Source organism: Ignavibacteriales bacterium (assembly GCA_016700155.1).
GTDB lineage: Bacteria > Bacteroidota > Ignavibacteria > Ignavibacteriales > Ignavibacteriaceae.
Map to the genome: position 1 here is coordinate 2,518,557 of CP065001.1, position 17,985 is coordinate 2,536,541.

Consider the following 17,985-nt stretch of genomic DNA (forward strand, 5'->3'; position numbering starts at 1 on the left):
AGAAAGTCAAAATAAATTTTTTAAATAATATGAGACAACAATAACTGAACTTCAAAATAAAATAATCAGAAAACGTTGCCACAATTCGGGGTTTGATAAAACTCAAAAGAAATTAAAGATAAATTGATGAATAGTTAAATAATTAGCGGGATGCTGAACAAATTTCTAAGAAATATTTCAGAACAACTTCAATACTCTGAAATATCTTTTTTTTGCTGAGAATCTAGAACTTGTCGATTCTCCACAGACACTTTTAATGCGTGAGTGTGCGGGATGAAGACTATTTATTTGAAAAAATATTTTGATAAAAACTGAACCACTTTTCAAAACTCTTTATAAACCTGATAGGGAGTTGCCCTGTAAATGTAAGCCGTAAGGAATTAGGTTACGATTTAATGAGAACTATGGAATTATTGTTTTAGAGTTTTTATTAATTCAACAGCGCGCTTTTGTACAAAGAGATAACGTTTATCCTGCTGCTCCTTTTCATAACGTATAAAGTCATTATAGTGATCCACTGCTTCTTTATACATCTTCAGAAAATCACAGCTTACTCCGCATAAATATAAAGCAGATGTGTTATCAGGTTCGATGGTCAAAATCTTTTTCATATACACCAATACTTTTGAATAATCTTCCATCTCATAATATATCTCACCGATGATATAAAGATAAGACGTGTTTGATGGTTCATGGATCAGAATATAGTTCAGATCTTTTATTGCATCAATATTCTGTTTCAATTCCAGGAAAACCGCGTACCTGCTTTTACATATTTTCAGAGTGTCACCTTCCCTGTATAGCGCTTCATCAAAATCATTCAGGGCATCCTCATATTTTTTTAATTTATATTTGACAATACCTCTGTTAGTAAATAGTATATCCTGATATCTGTCATTAAACGAATCATTAAATGATAAGCTTTCGTCTAAAACGCTGAGTGCAAGTTCATAGTTTTTTTCACTCATCAGTTGTGCAGCATAGTTATTGTATGCTGTCCGGATTCGCAGAATTTCTGTACTGAATAGTCCGAAGAGTTTTACCTTAGATAACATTTCATATGCTTTTTTATAATCCTGTTGCTTATCATAAATCAAACCTGCGCCCAGATAGCAATAGTCGGACTCAGGATTAAGTCGGAGAGCAGTAGTGTAATCAATCAGAGCGCTATCAAACATCAACTGTGAGGAAAACCAATCTCCGCGGCAGCTATAAAATAAATAGTTTGTGGAATCCTCGCTGATCAATTTGTCATAAACCAGTTTTGCTTTACCTGATTCCTGCAATCTGTTAAAGTTAAAAGCTTTCAGCATTTGAAATGGTGCATACTGGTCAAATATTCGTCTATATAAATCCAGTTCACTTTCTTTGAGCAGATGGTTGTCGTATGCATTAAACAATTCAAAATATTGCTTCAGATTTTTTTCTTTTATTTTGCCTGAATTAAAATCATCAAGAACCTGCTTCTGTAGCAGCAGATTATAAAGATAAATTTTGTCATTTATCAATTCATTAATGATCTGCTCACATTCCGTATATTTTCCATTGATAACCAGTTTATAAATACTGTCATATTTTTTTTGTTTAATTGAGATGGAATCCTCAATGGAAGTATTAAAGCCGAAAGGATGAATAAGACCGGGAAATAAAAGAAGAAATAATAATGAGGTTCTCAATTTCATACCCTGATAAATATATGTATTCAATTTATGAGAACGGTATGATTACGTCAAATACATTTTATAATTGTTATGACTTCCCCACTCCACCGAAAATCAATTAACTAACAAACATTAGTCATGTTTGATTATGTCATCCCAAATCTATTTAATTCTATATCACTTTTTTACTCATAACCTGCCTGCTGACAGGCAGCCTCATAATTCATAACCTGCCTTGCCGTCAGGCAGGCTCATAACTCATAATTAATATCTAACTACCCGTTGTTTTTGTATTCAATAATATCACCCGGCTGGCAGTCTAATGCTTTACAGATAGCTTCTAAGGTTGAGAGCCGGATAGCTTTTGCTTTTCCGTTTTTTAATATCGAAAGATTAGCCATTGTAATCCCGATCTTTTCTGAAAGTTCAGTAACGCTCATTTTTCTTTTTGCAAGCATTACATCAATATTTATTATGATTGACATACATGCTCCTTTATACTGTTAAATCATTCTCGGCTTTTAAATCTACGGCATTCTGCAGAAGTTTTTGAAAAACACCTGCGGCGGTTGTAACTACGGAGGTGATAAATATCGCAATCAGACCCAGCATAACAGCCCCTGTAATATCATCCTTGCCTCGCTCAAAAATAAACAGGTATCCTTCAGCCCCGATAATAAAAATGACAAGAGCAATCCCGCAGTATTTAATATTTCTTACAGCTTTAACAGAATGTTGTGAGAAAATTTTATTCTTATCAATGTAGCTTAAAAGTTTAATAGCCTGATAAAGCGCAAAGAAAAACGGAATTGACCCAATGTAAACATAAGCTAAGAACGGATCCTTAAAATAAATCTCAAAGACTGTCGCATTTACATTCCTTCCTTCGAGATGTGGTTCCCAAAGCATCAGCGCAAGAGTGAGAATTCCTATAAGACAAATAACGATCTTCAGGAATATTATTGAACCTTTTTTCATAAAGTGCCTTAATTTGTTTACGCCAAAGCTAATAAATTATTTATCGTTTGTCAATATATTTATATTGATATACACTATATTTTTACTGAAACACACTAAACTTTGCTTTATTACTATTATTCCAGCCCCCGCGGGTGATGGTTTCTTGTTTCATCATACAAAAAAAAATGCTGATGGATGTGCCATCAGCATAAAGATTTGTATTTCCGGGACCGACTTTTAATCTATAACAATGAGAAGATAAAGTACTTTATCATGTCAAAGAGATAATGAAACACCAAGTCTGATGAACCGGGCATCATAAAACCAGCCGTCACTTTCTATTGACCTGCTGCTAATTATAGAAGCTGAAATACTATTGGATGATACATTATTATTTTCTTCTTTTAGCCAGGTGATACCTCCATTAAGGTGAACTTCAGCAAACAAACTTATATTGTCAGCAATAAAGGCTTTAACCCCGCCAATCACCAGAACACCAGCATCATAATAAGTTTCATTATTTGAATTGGTAAAACCCGATGAAGTTCCTGTATCAGAAATGCGCTGTTCCTCGTATGATGATTTTCTAACCGAGTAACCCAATGAGGGACCACAACCTAAATATAGTTGTCCGAATGAAGTTGAAAATACCGGGACAATAATCTGTGGTGAGAACCCAACATAAAAATATTCATTGACTCTGTTTCCATCTATCTTGTTATTATCTATTGTTGTGCTGCCGTAAACTGATCTGCCTTCATCATCAATATCCGACTTGTTTGTAGAAATATCCAACTCTGCACGGAGATAAAATTTATCGCTCTTATAAAAATCATATGATAAAGCATATCCATTAATAAAATAAATATTGAATGTGTGAAGATCTTTCAATGATGAACTATCTCTTACCTGTGCGTTTAATATCCACGAATTAAATAGAAAAACGAATGAGCCGATCAGCATTACCTTGAATGTATTTTTCATTTCCATCTCCCTGAAGTTTATTTATAGTTTATTGTAATTAGAGTGCGGTAATCATTTATTAATAATTGGATATCGATTGAATTAGCTTTTCTCTTTTGATTTTAATTTTCCTTACCCCTACTGCCTATTGTCTGCTGCCTATTGCATATTGCCTACTGCCTATTGCATATTGCCTACTGCCTATTTCATATTGCCTTTCCTCTCTCCTCTTCTCCTGTCTTCATTCCTAAGTCACATTGTCCCCGCAAAAATTACTCCAGTATTTTCCGGAGAATATTATCAATAGGATCTTTGCTCTACTGATTTTGTATTTTATTTAAGACTTTAGTGCTGATAAAAAAATACAAACCATGCTGCGTGTTTGTTGTTCAGCAATTATTGAGTGAAGTGAAAAATTTTATTTTATTAGATGTGTGTGTCTCTGTATTGTATTTGGATATTTCTGTCACAGCTTGGGCCGTAACAGAAATGAAATCATGTTGTGCTCATCAGCGATCGGACATACTTCGACTCCATTGAAACTAAGTATCACATTTTGTTTTCCGGCATCAGGTATCCGGTATCCAGTATCAGGCATCTGGTATCTTGTACCCGTCTGCCGGCAGGCAAGGTCGGGCATCCATTCAATCATTCAATCTTTTAATCTTTAAATTTTTTAACATCCATTCCATATTCATCTGCTTTGTACATACTTCGGTGGCAGTGCCACTCAGTATGACACGTTGCTTCCCACGCCCGTACCTATGTGGTTTCCAGTATCCGGTATCAAGCCTCTTGTATCCAGCATCCATTTAATCTTTCACTCATCCAGATATTCCTCCGCGTATCTCTGCGCCTTCTCTGCGCTCTCTGCGGTTAAATCTTTTTTTCTGCCCTTCTAAAATCATCAATCAAAAATCGTTAATCATTATTCAGTGTTCATTATGATTCCTGCGGTTAAATCCTTTTCTTGTGTGTCATTCTAAAATCATTAATCCAATTTCCCATCAAGCCAGTGAATGATATTCAACAACAACTGAAGATTACACTTTGCCCGTGGTGTGTTCAGACCCACTCTCCGCTCATTCGAAACCTGTGCTGTAAACATTGCCGCTTCACCCCAGGTAATAATCCTTCCCTTACCGTATTTCTTAACCGCACCCTGCGACCAGCCCTCAACAGATATTTTAGGAGTGCTGTCATTAAAATTCCACGCTGTATCAGGCATTAACGAAATAAAATTGCTGTTGAAATTAAGAACTGAATAAGCGTCACCCGGTATTTGAAATGCCTGTCCCGTAAACGAAATTATTGAATCAACAGATTCAGAAACATTCCTGCCTGTGGTGATAATATTCTTTGCAAGAGTTTTATCCCTTAATGTAAAAAGATCAGGCGAGCCTAACTGGGTTGTGTCACCTGCAAAACCGTTATTCATTCTGAATCCAAACCTCTGAGCAAGCTCCATAGCAGCGCCGGGGAAAGGCATATGATCGGCTATTAAAAATAAACTTCCTCCGCTGCTGACCCATTCCGCTAACTGCTCAATTTCGTCGGGAGTAAAAGCTGAAGGTGTAGGCAGAGTCCAGTCGGAAATATTCCTCTCATTCAATGCATTTGCAATCACAAGGATCTTACACCCTGCTAATTCTTCCACCGTAAACTGAGTGCTGAATGGTTTTATAACATACCCGTCCTTTGCAAGTACATCCGCAAACGGTTTGTACCGCCCCTGCATAGTGTGAAAGTTATTGTGCGCTTCATCAATAAATATAGTTGGTCCTTCACCATAATTATATACCGGGTTATCAATCTTTGGAGTATAAGTTGAATCACCAAACTGTTGGGCAAGCACAAAGCTGCTGTAAAACAGTATACTAAACATAATGGTTACAGTGACAATGCCTGTGGATAGTCTCTTCATATTAAAATCTCCTTTGTTAACATTAGACTAAAAAACTCTTTCCCGGTTACTAAGTTTGAATATATTTAATGAACAATAGTCATTCAGGTTCTGAACGGACAGTCTTTGTCTTATATATCAAGATGCCTATAAATCATTTTTGTTTCTTACAGGGGGTCCCTGTAAACAATTATTTTCGTCATGCGGAGAATAATCCTTTCTTACTTTCCCTTTCAATATTTGGAAGTAGATAAGAGTAGCTTTGTTAAGCAATATATACTGTGCCCTCTGTTGGTGAGTAAAAATGAATAATTGTTAAGAAAGATGGTTGGACAAAACTCCGTGGATTAATTATGAAAAAAGTTATAGAAATATTTTCTGTCAAAATGCCTATATTTATAATTATTAAATGAAAAATTTCCTTTTAAATATTATTTATTCGAAAACGAGTTTGCCAATATCCCGAACATTAATTCTTTTATTTGTAATTGCTGTAATGCAATTGAATGTGATCGCACATAAAATCACGTTTGATGATCAGCAAAAGCATAGGGATTATATTTTTAATGTTCTGAATTCGCAAGAAACCGGAAATATAGCTATAACCCAAACTCAGACGAGTAAAGTAAACGAACTAATAAGGCTAAGATCACTTGAAATTATTGACTTTGATATTTGGGATGTAAATTTCAATTCTAATGAATATTTCAAAATACTTACCTCTCCCGAGTTTAGCGTAAATCCCATACTTATTGTCATCGGAAAAACAACACCAAGAAGCCCTCCGCAATTCTTTTCCATTTAACTATAAAATAAATAAACACTAAACTAAACAGGCTAACTATGCCTAATGTTAAGGAAAAGAATTATGACCCCGCATCAGGAAGAAGATAAAAAGAGTTTTTGGAAGGATTTATTCATTGGAATATTGTGGTTACTGCTTCCAGTTGGAATAATATACTTTCTATTATTTTAAAATGTACCTGGTTTAATTCAAGCAGGTTAGATTGCTAATGATAATTGACGATCGCTAAAGATTACCTGACAATCTAACCTTTTTTGTTCAATGTCCGTAGTAATTTGTATTTCAATAACTGCCTCAAAAACATCATTAGTCACACTTCACAATTCTACATTGTAAATATTTGCTTTATTTCATTCAGGTTATTTTTATTTACAAGTATCAAAACTGTGTCGCCTGCTTCTAATAATGTTCCTCCACTGGGAACAATACTTTTTTCATTTCGATAGATTAAAACAATTCTACTGTCTGAGGGAAAACCAAGATCGACTATCTGTTTACCTATAACTGTTGAATCATAACTGACAATAAAATCAATCAGATCGGTATCAAGTTTTTCATCGGGTGTAAATTCGAGAGGCAGTTGTTTTTTCTTTTCAAGAGGTGAAGCAAGTTTTAAAAATCTTGCAACCGGATTTATTGACCATCCCTGCAGTAATGCGGATGTTAAGACAATAAAGAATACAATGTTAAAAATAAGGTCTGAGTGTTCAACACCTGCAAGTAAAGGGAATGTCGCAAGTATAATAGGCACTGCCCCGCGTAAACCAACCCAGGAAATAAATAGTTTATCTTTCCAATTAAATTTGAATGGAATCATCGTTAAAAAAATACTTATTGGTCTTGCCACAAAAATTAAAACCAAACTGATTAATAATCCTGTTCCTATTACCTCCAGTATCTGAGATGGAAAAACCAGTAACCCAAGTGTAAGAAACATTGCAACCTGACTCAGAAAAGCCAGTCCTTCAAAGAATCTTGTAATTCCTTTTTTCTGAAGGATCTGACTGTTGCCGATTATAATTCCTGAAATATAAACAGCAAGGAATCCACTTCCGCCAATTACCGCTGTAGCTGCATAAGTAAATATGCAGAGCGCCAAAGCGAATACTATATATAGACTTTCATTAGAAAATTTTAAAGTGTTTATAGATAATGTAATTAGTTTACCGAAGGATAAACCAAATGCAGTTCCTATTCCGATCTGAAGGATAAAAAGTAATATCAGGTCAAACGCATTTTTATCCGGGGCTAATAAAAGTTCAATTGTTCCAATCGTCAGGAACACTGCCATCGGATCGTTACTGCCTGATTCAAGTTCAAGAAGTGGCTTTAGTGAACCCTTAAGTCCGACATTTCCGATTCGTAAAATTGAAAATACTGCGGATGCGTCAGTCGAAGAAACAATTGATCCTATAAGTAGACCAAAAAGGAATGTGGTATTGAAAAAGTAAGAAACAAAAAAAGCAACAATTAATGCAGTCAACAGCACGCCGACTGTTGCAAGCGACAACGCAGGCAACAAAATCTTTTTGGATGAAGACCAATTAGTATCAAGCCCACCTGCAAACAGAATAAATATCAATGCAATAATGCCAACAGATTGAGATAATGCGGCGTCATTAAAATATATTCCACCGAGACCTTCCGAACCGGCGAGTATACCCACACCTATAAAAAGTATAAGCATTGGTATACCAAAATTTGCAAATACTCTTACAGTGAGAATGCTTATGATGACTAAGATTGCCGTAATTAGAAGTATATAATCAATGCCAATCACTTATTCTCCGTTTGTTTTATTCTGTTAAGTCAAATGGAAATGCAATATAGAATTTTAATTTAAAATTACTATTGATTGCAAAAGTTAAGAAGAGTGAATGTGATTTTACTTTCAGTCAGTGGTACTTATGGCAGGCAATAGGGCTTCCATTTTTTAATTTGATATTTAATCATACAGGTTTATCTTCTTATTGTAATTCTGACCTTTCAACGCATAGCATGGCAAACGAACACTAAACAGAATTACTTGATCTCTCCAATCACCCGGAGTAAAATAACTCCGGGTATTTTTTTGTCTGAGAGTATTCTTGAGTACATTTTTTTTGTACTATAAATACTACAAGAAAATCGTAACCATACGAATAAACAATATTAAAAATCCATACGATAATTAATCGGTTCCAGGGGTTAGTTAGTGCGGCAGATAGGGTGAAATTAAAAGCCCGGTTTTTAGTAAGCCGGGTTTTTGTTTTAAACTGTATTAACAATTTGAGTTTAATTCCGATTATCAATAAACGACTGGAATTTTAATGGATTGGTACGCAATAAAATTTTATGATTTTGAAATTCAGAAAGAAATGGATAGTGATTTTATAATCAGTTTCAACAGAATGTACGATAATGCAGGAAGATTGGACGGGCTGACACTACACAGGGATAATCATTCCGAAAAGATTTACAAGTATTATTACTTAAGTATTCCGGAAAGTTTTCCTGTTGAACCAAAAAAGCTTTTTGAGAATTATAGAATCGCACGAACTTTTCCGCCTGATTTAATGATGCTTGAACAGGTTGCCGGTAAGCTGAATAACACAGAAGACTCTTATTAATTCAATATTATTTTCGATAATTAAGTCCTTACTAATTATTATATAATTAGTGCTGCTTACTAAACCCGGATCCTTCCCGTGTCCGGGTTTTTTTGTGGGCAAAATACTACAGCAGAATCACAATTTTTCTGATATATCGTTATCAAAATATTCCCGATTATTAATCAGATACTTTCATCAAACTGGAACTAAGAAAAGGGGTTTAGCAAACAGTTTTAATCATTAAGCGCAGGACAAAAATGATCTGGTATAAAGTAATACTAACTAACAACGAACTGATGCAGGGGTTCGGAAGACAACTCGAAACAGATTTCACTTTCCTATTTAACAATATGAGTCAACCGGAAGATATGAAGTTATACCGATCCTGGTTAGTTGGTGATCAGCATTTGTTTTATTATATGCAGATGCCTGACGGGTTTACTTATAATCTTGGTGAAGTATTCAATAAGTACAGGACAACAATAACAGTTGAACCACAAACAGAAGAACTTGTTTTAGTGATCGGGTTAGAAGAGGTAAGAGCGGTCGGTTAGTCTCCTAACTGAGCGACCAGTGAAAGAACCCGGGTAATGGATAGCACCCGGGTTTTTTATTACTCAATTATTATAGAAATTTTTCGATAATTGGCTACGATTAAAGATTCACTAACACTAATCATCCACACATAGTCGAAGATATTGGGAGGCAGGGAAAATTAAGAGCCCGGATTCACAGGGGAGCCGGGTTCTTTTATTTTAAAGTTACTCAGCTTGTATCAGTGAAAGTTTTTTTTGGTAAGGTTTAGATGATATTTCTTATTTAGGTATGAAAAAATTTCATTGTGCGCTTCATCAATAAAAATAGTCGGTCCTTCACCATAACCATATATCGGGTTATCAATCTTTGGAGTATAAGTTGAATCACCAAACTGTTGTGCGAGTAAAAGGCGGCTGTAAAACAGTATACTAAACATAATGGTTACAGTGGCAATGCCTGTAGATAGTCTCTTCATAATAAAATCTCCTTTGTTACCATTAGACTAAAAAAACTTTTACCCGGTTACTAAGTTTGAATATTTTTGTTGAACAATAATCAACTCAGGTTCTGATCGGATAGTTTATATCTTATATATATCAGGATGCTTTTAAATGATTTTTGTTTCTTATAGTGGGGTTCCTGAAAAGTATATTTTTTGTTAGGTGGAGGAGTAGGTTTCGAACAGTTTATATAGGGGGCATTTAGTGGGTGGGTCACCAACCATATAGTAATGTCATCTGCATCACAGTTTCAATTCCATTTTAAAGTCAATTGGTATTTGATAGACTTGGGAAATAGGAAATCATGTAACTTTTATGAGGTCTATAATTTGTATCAATGTTATATATAAATAACTTTAACCAATATTCCCATTTGATTTAATGCAACCAAATATTCTTCAATAAATTTTTTATCCAGGAATCTACGACCATCCTTAACAGTTATAAAAATTAATTTTTTAATCTTATTACTTGGTTTGAGTTTATTCCAAACAATTATTTTTACTATATCTTTATAAAATTCATTTGAAGCGTTGTTTCCTGATACTTTTAATTCATAGGCAGTCATTTCCTCTCTATCAATAATATCTATTCGCTCATTAAATTCAGGATGAACGCTTTCTTCGAATAGTATTCTGCTCGGATCCAAATTGTAACAGGCAGTACGCCATTCTTTAGTTATTTTTTGTGCATTGCGAGTGTGCTCGGATATAGTTCCCGATGTAACACGTAATTGAATTGCTGATTTGGCAGCATCTATAATATTTTCTTCCAAATTATTACCTCCGCCATTCTGACATTTTCACCCAAAAATTCTTGTCATTTTTTATTTTCCAGAATACCCATCCATTGATAGATTTACGACCTGTTACAACTTTTGCAACTGCCGTCACTGAATCATAAACTTTTCCTTTGTAACCTATTTTACCATCTAGTCGGATAGTTGCAAGATAATTTTTCCCTCTATGTGTGGCTTTTATGACTCGTCTTTTTTCAAAGAGTCTTGCAAGATTGCCACTTCCTGATTTTTTTTGTTTGAGCTTCATTTTCTGTAACCGATCAGCGAATTGTCCACCCAACAATTGCGCTAATTTGTTATCATTTTCTGCCTTAATTTTTTTGTGCATAGTAGAACGCAAACTTTGGGAACTGATGAACGTTCCACTCACTTTATTGCCAGGAGGTTTACTTATTCTCAACATTAATGATTCTAGCTCTTTCATATGCTCGTTATGAAATGTGAGATAAACACTGAATCTGTCCCAAACTCCCTTATGTCTATCTTTTAGATGTATCATCAATCTACCCATTAAATTAGCAGCGAGTCCGACGTAGTATAACTTTTGTTTTCTATATAATGCATATACCCCGGCTTTACTTTTGATCATTTCTTTAATCACATCAGGGTATTGTGCTAAAACTTCCCAAGAAATGTTTTCAAGGTGCTGAATAACAAGGTGTTTTTGTTTATTTCTTTTTTTCATTTCAACCTTCTAAAATAATTTTCAATCAGCTTATCTTTTTTTTCTTTTCTTTTCTCTTCTCTTTCTTTTCGTCGTTGTTCCTCGGCTTCTTTTTGTTTTCTTTTTTCTTCTTTCAGGCGTTCAGTTTCTTGTTTGTCTTCTTCTTCCTGTTCACATAAAATTTCTAGGTCAAATGGGTTACTCATTTAAGACTCCTTTCCTCCACTATTACAAAATAATATATCCATAGCTTCCCAGGATTTACCTTTACCCACAATTCTCAATTCAACTTTGTAAACAGTATTATCTATTTGTGTAATAGAAAATAAACCACTTTCTTTTATGGTCTCTGAAGATTCAATCCAACTATGTTTGTTCAATACATAAAAACTACCAATCAATTTCCAATCTGCACTTTCTATTTCTAAAGAGTCATCAGGTGGATTATACTTCATTACACGTATACCCGATGCTTCTTTATCTAAATCAACTTTTGATAAACCAATGTTTTTCACCTGGTAGTTCAACATTAAATGTGGAAATGAATTAATGATTTTAAGTTCTCCATTAATTTGTAATTCTATTCTTGGGTAGAATAGTCTGCCTTTTATATACTTATAGTAAGCCCATACCCCACCTGTTAGTATTGCTGATACAGTTACTATTTTACTTACTATGTCTAAAAAGTCAGCCATCCATATAGTCTGTTTTTTTGAAAATTATCACACCAACTGCCCTTTAAACGCTTTTTGCATTAAGCTTTGAAAAAGATTTTCCAGCTCCTGCTCTGATTGTTTTTGTTTTTCTTTTAATGCTTCTGTTTTGTTTACTATCTCTGCAAATTGTTGTTGGAGCTCGTAAGGAGGCAATAAAAGTTTAATTTTAATTAATCTAGTAAGCCCTAAATCATGATTTGCTATTCCGTGTGTGTAGAGTTGAGATTGTTGATAACAGTGATCAGAATTTAGTGCACTCTCAAGGTATCGTGGATGAATTATACTCTTAGGCCTGAGAACCGCGATATGAACCCAAACACAGAATGGCCATTCAAAATCAACTACCTTCGCATAACCTGTCGTACCACCTTTCGTTAGTAAAACATCCCCTTTCCTTGGCTTAAAATTCCTTGTTAAATAATTATAGTGTTCCTCTGAAACATATTTTATATCATCAAGTAGCAGCAAACCTGGACGTACATTACGTGTTGACAGAATAGGAATTCCATTATTAACGTAGTTTGGAGATACGTGAGGACCATCTCTAACTTCTGATATAACATCACCTATTGTTACAACTTTAAATCCATTCGGGTTCTTTACCGGGTCACCAAACATTTCTATAAATACTGATTGCAGAAATTCATCTGTAAGCTTGTTTGCTTCTTTGCGTTTTTGTTTTGCTTCATCTGCTTTCTCAAGTATCTCAGCAATTTGTTTTTGGATTGGGAGTGGTGGGAGAGGGATCTTATAGCTAGCAATATTATCATAACGAATATAATTTGTAGCAGAACCAAATTGTTTGTTCTCTTGAGATTTTTTCCATCTATCTCTTAAATGGAAGAAAACATATTTAACATCAGCAGAAAAATTATTGAGGACATAAGTTCTTTGATAAGCTTCAAACTTTCCATTGTAGTATAAAACTAATCCAACATTTGCTCCATTGCCGGGTAAAAGGATTGATTCTCCATCAAAAGAATGGCTTACACTTCTTAATGGTTCTGCTGCACAAGTAAAAAAAGGATAATCACCATTAACATCACCTTCATTTACATCTTTGTCTCCAGTTGTGATCTTACAAATCTCAGCTAAAGATTTAATGTGCCAACCATTGCTGTTCGTGTTCATCTCTTCAAATATTTCTTAATCTCAGAAATGTTTTCTGCTATATCAGCCTCATACTTCAAGACTTTCTCCATAATTACATCCGGTTTTTCATAAACAATTTCTTCATACTCAATAGGTTTGTAACGGGAGATGGAAAGATCGTACTTGTTTTCTCTTATATCTTTAACATCAACACAAATCCATTTCTTTTTGTCATGCTGAACTTGTTTCAGCATCTTCTTTGCTTCCTTAGATTCCGAAACAGATGCAGATCCCGAAACAAGTTCGGGATGACCTTCGGTCAGTTCAGGATGACGATCCTTCTCTTTCCACTTTGCTAAAATATCCGGTATATCATTCTTATCTGTTTTATTTCTTTTATCATCGAGTGTAAAACCATCTGCTTCCATATCGTAGAACCAGACATTATCTGTAATACCACCTTTCTGAAAAATAACAACGGCAGTAGAAACTCCTGCATACGGCTTAAACACTCCTGAAGGCATTGAGATTATTCCTTCAAGCTTGCAGTTATCAATAAGAATTTTGCGGATATCAATGTGCGTTTTGCTCGTTCCGAATAAAACTCCATCGGGCACAATAACCGCTGCTCTTCCTCCTGTTACAAGAAGGTCATAAATAAGCTCAACAAAAAGCAGCTCTGTTTTTTTCGTTTTTGTTTTGAATCTCTGATTAACATCGTTCTCGTCTATTGAACCCTTAAACGGAGGATTTGCAAGAACAATATTGTAAAGCTCTTTTTCATTATAAGATTTAGAAAGTGTATCTGTGTATTTGATATTCGGATTATCAATTCCGTGAAGCATCAGGTTCATTGCACCGATGCGTGTCATTGTGGAATCGAAGTCGTAACCGGTTAGTGCGTGAGTTTTAAGAAACTTAAAAAGTTTTTTATCTGTAATCTTATCGCCAATCAGGTGATGCGGCATTCCTTCTTCATCGTAATCGAGAACATCCTTGCTTGTATTCTGTTCGAGTATGTGCATATAAGCATTGAATAAAAATCCCGAAGTTCCGCAGGCAGGATCGCAAATCCTGTCACCTATTTTCGGATCAACAAGCTTTACCATCATCCTGATAATATGACGCGGGGTTCTGAACTGTCCATTGCGACCTGATTGAGAAATCCGGCTCAATAAGTATTCATATATATCGCCCTGAACATCAACATTCTGTTCACTTATTTGAAGGTCTTCAATAATATTAACTGCTTCCTGAAGGAGAGTTGCTTTCGGGATCTGAAAGTATGCATCTTGCATATGCTGTGTGAATGTACTCGTTTCCCCTCCTAAATTTCTTAGAAATTCAAACACGACATTGTGAACGTGTTTTAGCATCTGATCACCGGGTAAATGAGACCAATGCGACCATCGGCAATCTTCATTGCCTTTATATAACGACGTGAATTTTTCATTCCTTCTTTTAGCCATTGCAGCATTTGAGTTGTCATTATCCTCAAGACGTTTTAAGAAGATGAGGTAAGACATCTGCTCAATAGCTGTAAGTGGATTAGCAATTCCACCAGCAAAGAATTTAAGCCAGAGAGAATCTATTTTTTGTTTGAGTGTTGTGGAGTTGGTGAGCATAGATTATTAATATGAATTGAATTCCCAATTATTGACTATGAAAGAATATAGTTTACTCTCTCTGTCGTTCATTTGATTCAAACTGAAATCATTGAACTTAACTAGTTCTTGTTGACATTTGAAGATGGAATCTCTGTAGCAAGGATAATCGCTTTTAGCTTTAATTTTTCTGTCACCGTCTCTTTTTAGTATGAATTTCTTTTTGCCCATACTTGAATTCCAACTTGCTGAAGCTAAGGTTAAATTTCCAATAGTATTTAATTTTTCTTCCCAAATTTTCTGTTTCCGCAATTCTTTTGGTCTATCCTTAATGTCTAATTCTTCTGCAAGAATATGTTCCACCGAAAATTTTTCAGAAAGTATGTTTAGTAAAGACAAATCAATTGGTTCTCCTAGTGTATTCCTAAGGTGCAGCTCATAATGATATAAAATATACCTTATCTCTTTAGATGCATAATTCGAATAGAAATTTTTATGCTTTATAAATAATTCAAAATCCTCATCATCAACATATGCATCTGACAAGTTTATTATTTCATTAATTAACTCTGAAAAAGCAATTTCTTTCATATATAGCTGATAAGCTAATCTATATATTGTGTTAACTCCAGCATTACTCCTTCTATTCCCAATTAGATAAACTCTGAATATATATTTTTCCAAGCAATCAAAAATATTTATTAGTATATCTTTTTTATTATAGAATCTAAGCCACGATGATATAAGAAGTGGATAAAAATTCCCAAGCCAGCTTAATGCTGTAATTTTATTCAATATTTCAGCTAAGTCGTTTTTATCTTGAGATTCATATAAATCAACAAATAACTCCTTGAGAGCAAAGAATACTTTCTCTAGACCTTTCGAATAATCTAAAACTTTGGTTATTACTTCATTACGATTATTAATTACAAGATTTCTGAAATAATTTTTGATGTTTACTAAATAATTAAAACTTTCATCGTAATCACCTCTGATTTCTTTGTCCCATAAAACATAGTGATATCTAAGTATACTATCTTCGTCGAGTTTAATCTTATTTTTCTCTAAACTTTCAAGGCATCTGAAAATTCTTCCATATATTTCTTCAACTTCTTTGAGTGATTTTTCTGTTTTATTTATTTGTTCAAGAGCCTTGTTCAATTTTCTTCTGTTTTTTTGTAACGCTTCAATGTTTTCTTTTAATTTATAAGCATCCTCAGATGATAAATATATTGTGTACATTAAAAAACTTTTCACCTTCTCAAGGTCACTAAGCGGTTTGCCCCTGTCATTTACAGTTTCAAAAATCAGGACAGCCTCATCTCGTTTTTCAACCGGATATATTACTACTCTTGAATTATCAATTTTTTTAAGCATTGAATTAATTCCTACGATATCAAGTTGATCTAATTTTTCTTCAAAATATTTTCTTGCTTCTTTAATTCTTCTTTGAGAAGGTGTTATCGTCTCATCAGGATAATCCTCATATTTTATAATATAGTTTTGATAAAATATTGCATCCTCACCTAGTGGTTTTAGCTTTTCTAATTCATATTTTTTCAAATAAATATTCTCACGTTCATTAAGATCTGCCTCTAGCCTTCCCTTGGATTTTTCATCATAACCATTCTCCCTTATTTTTAATTTTAATTTTTGAATTGCTACTTTTATGAAGATGGAAGTAGTAATTGTGCGTTGTTGCCCATCAATAATTTCCCAGCGCTCAAACTCGTTAAACCCACTATCATCCTTTACTGTTCCATCAAGTCTCACTAAAATTGTTCCTAGGAAGTACTTTTTTGAATCTTCTAAATAAAAAATATCCTCCCAGAAATCTTTGAGTTGCTTTTCTTTTGTCCAAGCGTAGTTCCGTTGATATGTAGGTATTCTATATAATCTATTTGAATTAAAAAAATCATATAATGAATGTATTCCTTCTTTCATTCTATTTCTCCACTAATTGTTGAACTAAAGAAAAAAATTCTTAATCCTTTTTAATCATAACATTATTTGCTTCCTTACCCTTTTTGCCATCTACAAGAAAATATTTCACATTATCTCCAACTTTAGGATCTTTATATCTGCAATTCTTTACGTGAAAAAAATACTGTTGAGTATCAGTATCTTTAATAAAACCAAAGCCTCGATCGCTATTATATTTAACAATGATACCTTTTCTAAAGTTTTCATATTCCTCAAGAAGTTCATTCTCATCGATAACATTATTTTTCTTTATCGTTTCAATTTTTTGTAATGCTTCTGAATAATCAACTTTATATTGCTCCTTTCTTAAATGTTGCGCAATATTAAATTCTTGAAGAGCATTTTTATATTTTTTCAACTTTTCATAAACTAATCCAAGATGATAATGAGATTTGAATTCAGACTTTCCTTTTTTAAGAACAGCATATTTCAATTGCTGTTTGGCGTCTTCATATCTTTCCATTTTATATAGCAATCTACCATAATGCTGACAGATGTAATCGTCCATTTGATGAAAAGGGATTGATTTATAAATTTCAGCAGCCTCATTCAACTTTTCTAAATGACCAAGTGTTATAGCAATTTTATCTTTAACATAATTCTTCTTTAGCAATTCATCAGCTAATTGAAACTTTTCTAAGGCCTGCTCAAATTGTGTTTGTTCTAAAAATATCTTCCCACATTTATAAGGAATAAATCCATCCTCAGGTTCCAGTTTTGTTAATTTATCCGCGAGTTCAATAGCCTTACCATATTCTCCAATATCAAACAATAAATCAAATTTCAATCTAGTTATTGCTTTCTGTAGTATTAGATCAGTGCCCTTCCCATCTATAACGGAGTCAAATTCAGTAAATAATTCTGTTACATCGTTTAATTTATTTAAAGCAATAAGGCATTTTATTTTTTCATATTTCGCCCATTGAAAATTATTCCATTTCTCAATCGCAATATTCTGCTGTTCTAAAGCCTCATTATATTTTTCTAATTCAAATAAAACCTTTCCTAATCTATAATTATACTTACTTGTTTTGGGCTGATCTTTTATAAGTCTTTCATAAATTTCTTTTGCTTCTTTATATTTTTTTAATTTACAACATACTTCGGCGAATTTTTCCAAGAGCGTTAGATTATTCCCGTCCTCAGATAATTTACTCTTTAAGGATTTATATTCATTCTCAAGTTCTGTGAAATCTTCTTTCATTTC

19 protein-coding genes are annotated in these 17,985 nt (G+C 33.8%); 3 read left to right on the forward strand and 16 right to left on the reverse strand.

Going from position 1 to position 17,985, the window contains the following annotated elements:
* Positions 1-410: 410 nt before the first annotated feature.
* From IPM56_10665 to IPM56_10690, 6 genes are all read right to left on the reverse strand, one after another.
* Positions 411-1,676 (reverse strand): hypothetical protein, encoded by a 1,266-nt coding sequence (locus IPM56_10665; GenBank protein QQS34723.1) that lies wholly within the window; start codon positions 1,674-1,676, stop codon positions 411-413.
* Between the two features lie 260 nt (positions 1,677-1,936).
* On the reverse strand, positions 1,937-2,146 hold the full coding sequence (locus IPM56_10670) for a helix-turn-helix transcriptional regulator (GenBank protein ID QQS34724.1): 210 nt from the start codon (positions 2,144-2,146) through the stop codon (positions 1,937-1,939).
* Between the two features lie 10 nt (positions 2,147-2,156).
* Positions 2,157-2,639: a DUF2975 domain-containing protein gene (locus IPM56_10675; protein QQS34725.1), complete on the reverse strand. Its 483-nt coding sequence runs from the start codon at positions 2,637-2,639 to the stop codon at positions 2,157-2,159.
* 258 nt (positions 2,640-2,897) lie between these two features.
* Positions 2,898-3,605, reverse strand: a complete 708-nt coding sequence (locus tag IPM56_10680) for a hypothetical protein (GenBank protein QQS34726.1) — start codon at positions 3,603-3,605, stop codon at positions 2,898-2,900.
* A gap of 445 nt (positions 3,606-4,050) precedes the next feature.
* Complete coding sequence (locus IPM56_10685) at positions 4,051-4,236, reverse strand: hypothetical protein (GenBank protein ID QQS34727.1); 186 nt, start codon at positions 4,234-4,236, stop codon at positions 4,051-4,053.
* Positions 4,237-4,575: 339 nt separating this feature from the next.
* Complete coding sequence (locus IPM56_10690) at positions 4,576-5,508, reverse strand: DUF4350 domain-containing protein (protein QQS34728.1); 933 nt, start codon at positions 5,506-5,508, stop codon at positions 4,576-4,578.
* 430 nt (positions 5,509-5,938) lie between these two features.
* Between IPM56_10690 and IPM56_10695 the strand changes: the two genes are divergently transcribed.
* Positions 5,939-6,292, forward strand: a complete 354-nt coding sequence (locus tag IPM56_10695) for a hypothetical protein (protein QQS34729.1) — start codon at positions 5,939-5,941, stop codon at positions 6,290-6,292.
* A gap of 325 nt (positions 6,293-6,617) precedes the next feature.
* Here the strand turns inward: IPM56_10695 and IPM56_10700 are convergent, their stop codons facing one another.
* Positions 6,618-8,072, reverse strand: a complete 1,455-nt coding sequence (locus IPM56_10700) for a potassium/proton antiporter (GenBank protein QQS34730.1) — start codon at positions 8,070-8,072, stop codon at positions 6,618-6,620.
* Positions 8,073-8,601: 529 nt separating this feature from the next.
* Between IPM56_10700 and IPM56_10705 the strand changes: the two genes are divergently transcribed.
* Together IPM56_10705 and IPM56_10710 are read left to right on the forward strand one after the other, a co-directional pair.
* On the forward strand, positions 8,602-8,901 hold the full coding sequence (locus IPM56_10705) for a hypothetical protein (protein QQS34731.1): 300 nt from the start codon (positions 8,602-8,604) through the stop codon (positions 8,899-8,901).
* A 239-nt stretch (positions 8,902-9,140) separates the two neighbouring features.
* Entirely contained in the window at positions 9,141-9,437 is a 297-nt protein-coding gene (locus IPM56_10710) for a hypothetical protein (GenBank protein QQS34732.1), read from the forward strand.
* A gap of 221 nt (positions 9,438-9,658) precedes the next feature.
* On the opposite strand, the gene IPM56_10715 is transcribed toward IPM56_10710, so the two are convergent.
* From IPM56_10715 to IPM56_10755, 9 genes are all read right to left on the reverse strand, one after another.
* A complete protein-coding gene (locus tag IPM56_10715) occupies positions 9,659-9,895 on the reverse strand; it encodes a hypothetical protein (protein QQS34733.1) in 237 nt (78 codons plus the stop codon).
* 365 nt (positions 9,896-10,260) lie between these two features.
* Complete coding sequence (locus tag IPM56_10720) at positions 10,261-10,695, reverse strand: hypothetical protein (protein ID QQS34734.1); 435 nt, start codon at positions 10,693-10,695, stop codon at positions 10,261-10,263.
* Between the two features lie 4 nt (positions 10,696-10,699).
* Positions 10,700-11,404: a DUF2924 domain-containing protein gene (locus IPM56_10725; GenBank protein QQS34735.1), complete on the reverse strand. Its 705-nt coding sequence runs from the start codon at positions 11,402-11,404 to the stop codon at positions 10,700-10,702.
* Complete coding sequence (locus IPM56_10730; protein ID QQS34736.1) at positions 11,401-11,589, reverse strand: hypothetical protein; 189 nt, start codon at positions 11,587-11,589, stop codon at positions 11,401-11,403. The genes IPM56_10725 and IPM56_10730 overlap by 4 nt, the downstream gene beginning before the upstream one ends.
* A complete protein-coding gene (locus IPM56_10735; GenBank protein ID QQS34737.1) occupies positions 11,590-12,078 on the reverse strand; it encodes a hypothetical protein in 489 nt (162 codons plus the stop codon).
* Between the two features lie 27 nt (positions 12,079-12,105).
* Positions 12,106-13,230, reverse strand: a complete 1,125-nt coding sequence (locus IPM56_10740) for a restriction endonuclease subunit S (protein QQS34738.1) — start codon at positions 13,228-13,230, stop codon at positions 12,106-12,108.
* Positions 13,227-14,816 (reverse strand): SAM-dependent DNA methyltransferase, encoded by a 1,590-nt coding sequence (locus IPM56_10745; GenBank protein ID QQS34739.1) that lies wholly within the window; start codon positions 14,814-14,816, stop codon positions 13,227-13,229. Before IPM56_10745 ends, IPM56_10740 begins: the two co-directional genes overlap by 4 nt.
* 6 nt (positions 14,817-14,822) lie before the next feature.
* Positions 14,823-16,739, reverse strand: a complete 1,917-nt coding sequence (locus IPM56_10750) for a DUF262 domain-containing protein (protein QQS34740.1) — start codon at positions 16,737-16,739, stop codon at positions 14,823-14,825.
* A 40-nt stretch (positions 16,740-16,779) separates the two neighbouring features.
* Positions 16,780-17,982: a tetratricopeptide repeat protein gene (locus IPM56_10755; protein QQS34741.1), complete on the reverse strand. Its 1,203-nt coding sequence runs from the start codon at positions 17,980-17,982 to the stop codon at positions 16,780-16,782.
* Positions 17,983-17,985: the final 3 nt, after the last annotated feature.

Bases quoted from the DNA above. Each gene is read 5' to 3' on its own strand.
- IPM56_10675 (QQS34725.1), bottom strand. From the start codon at position 2,639: ATGAAAAAAGGTTCAATAATATTCCTGAAGATCGTTATTTGTCTTATA.
- IPM56_10690 (QQS34728.1), bottom strand. From the start codon at position 5,508: ATGAAGAGACTATCCACAGGCATTGTCACTGTAACCATTATGTTTAGT.
- IPM56_10745 (QQS34739.1), bottom strand. From the start codon at position 14,816: ATGCTCACCAACTCCACAACACTCAAACAAAAAATAGATTCTCTCTGG.
- IPM56_10710 (QQS34732.1), top strand. From the start codon at position 9,141: ATGATCTGGTATAAAGTAATACTAACTAACAACGAACTGATGCAGGGG.
- IPM56_10755 (QQS34741.1), bottom strand. From the start codon at position 17,982: ATGAAAGAAGATTTCACAGAACTTGAGAATGAATATAAATCCTTAAAG.
- IPM56_10715 (QQS34733.1), bottom strand. From the start codon at position 9,895: ATGAAGAGACTATCTACAGGCATTGCCACTGTAACCATTATGTTTAGT.
- IPM56_10725 (QQS34735.1), bottom strand. From the start codon at position 11,404: ATGAAAAAAAGAAATAAACAAAAACACCTTGTTATTCAGCACCTTGAA.
- IPM56_10750 (QQS34740.1), bottom strand. From the start codon at position 16,739: ATGAAAGAAGGAATACATTCATTATATGATTTTTTTAATTCAAATAGA.
- IPM56_10685 (QQS34727.1), bottom strand. From the start codon at position 4,236: ATGATTGAATGGATGCCCGACCTTGCCTGCCGGCAGACGGGTACAAGA.
- IPM56_10735 (QQS34737.1), bottom strand. From the start codon at position 12,078: ATGGCTGACTTTTTAGACATAGTAAGTAAAATAGTAACTGTATCAGCA.
- IPM56_10705 (QQS34731.1), top strand. From the start codon at position 8,602: ATGGATTGGTACGCAATAAAATTTTATGATTTTGAAATTCAGAAAGAA.
- IPM56_10730 (QQS34736.1), bottom strand. From the start codon at position 11,589: ATGAGTAACCCATTTGACCTAGAAATTTTATGTGAACAGGAAGAAGAA.
- IPM56_10740 (QQS34738.1), bottom strand. From the start codon at position 13,230: ATGAACACGAACAGCAATGGTTGGCACATTAAATCTTTAGCTGAGATT.
- IPM56_10680 (QQS34726.1), bottom strand. From the start codon at position 3,605: ATGAAAAATACATTCAAGGTAATGCTGATCGGCTCATTCGTTTTTCTA.
- IPM56_10670 (QQS34724.1), bottom strand. From the start codon at position 2,146: ATGTCAATCATAATAAATATTGATGTAATGCTTGCAAAAAGAAAAATG.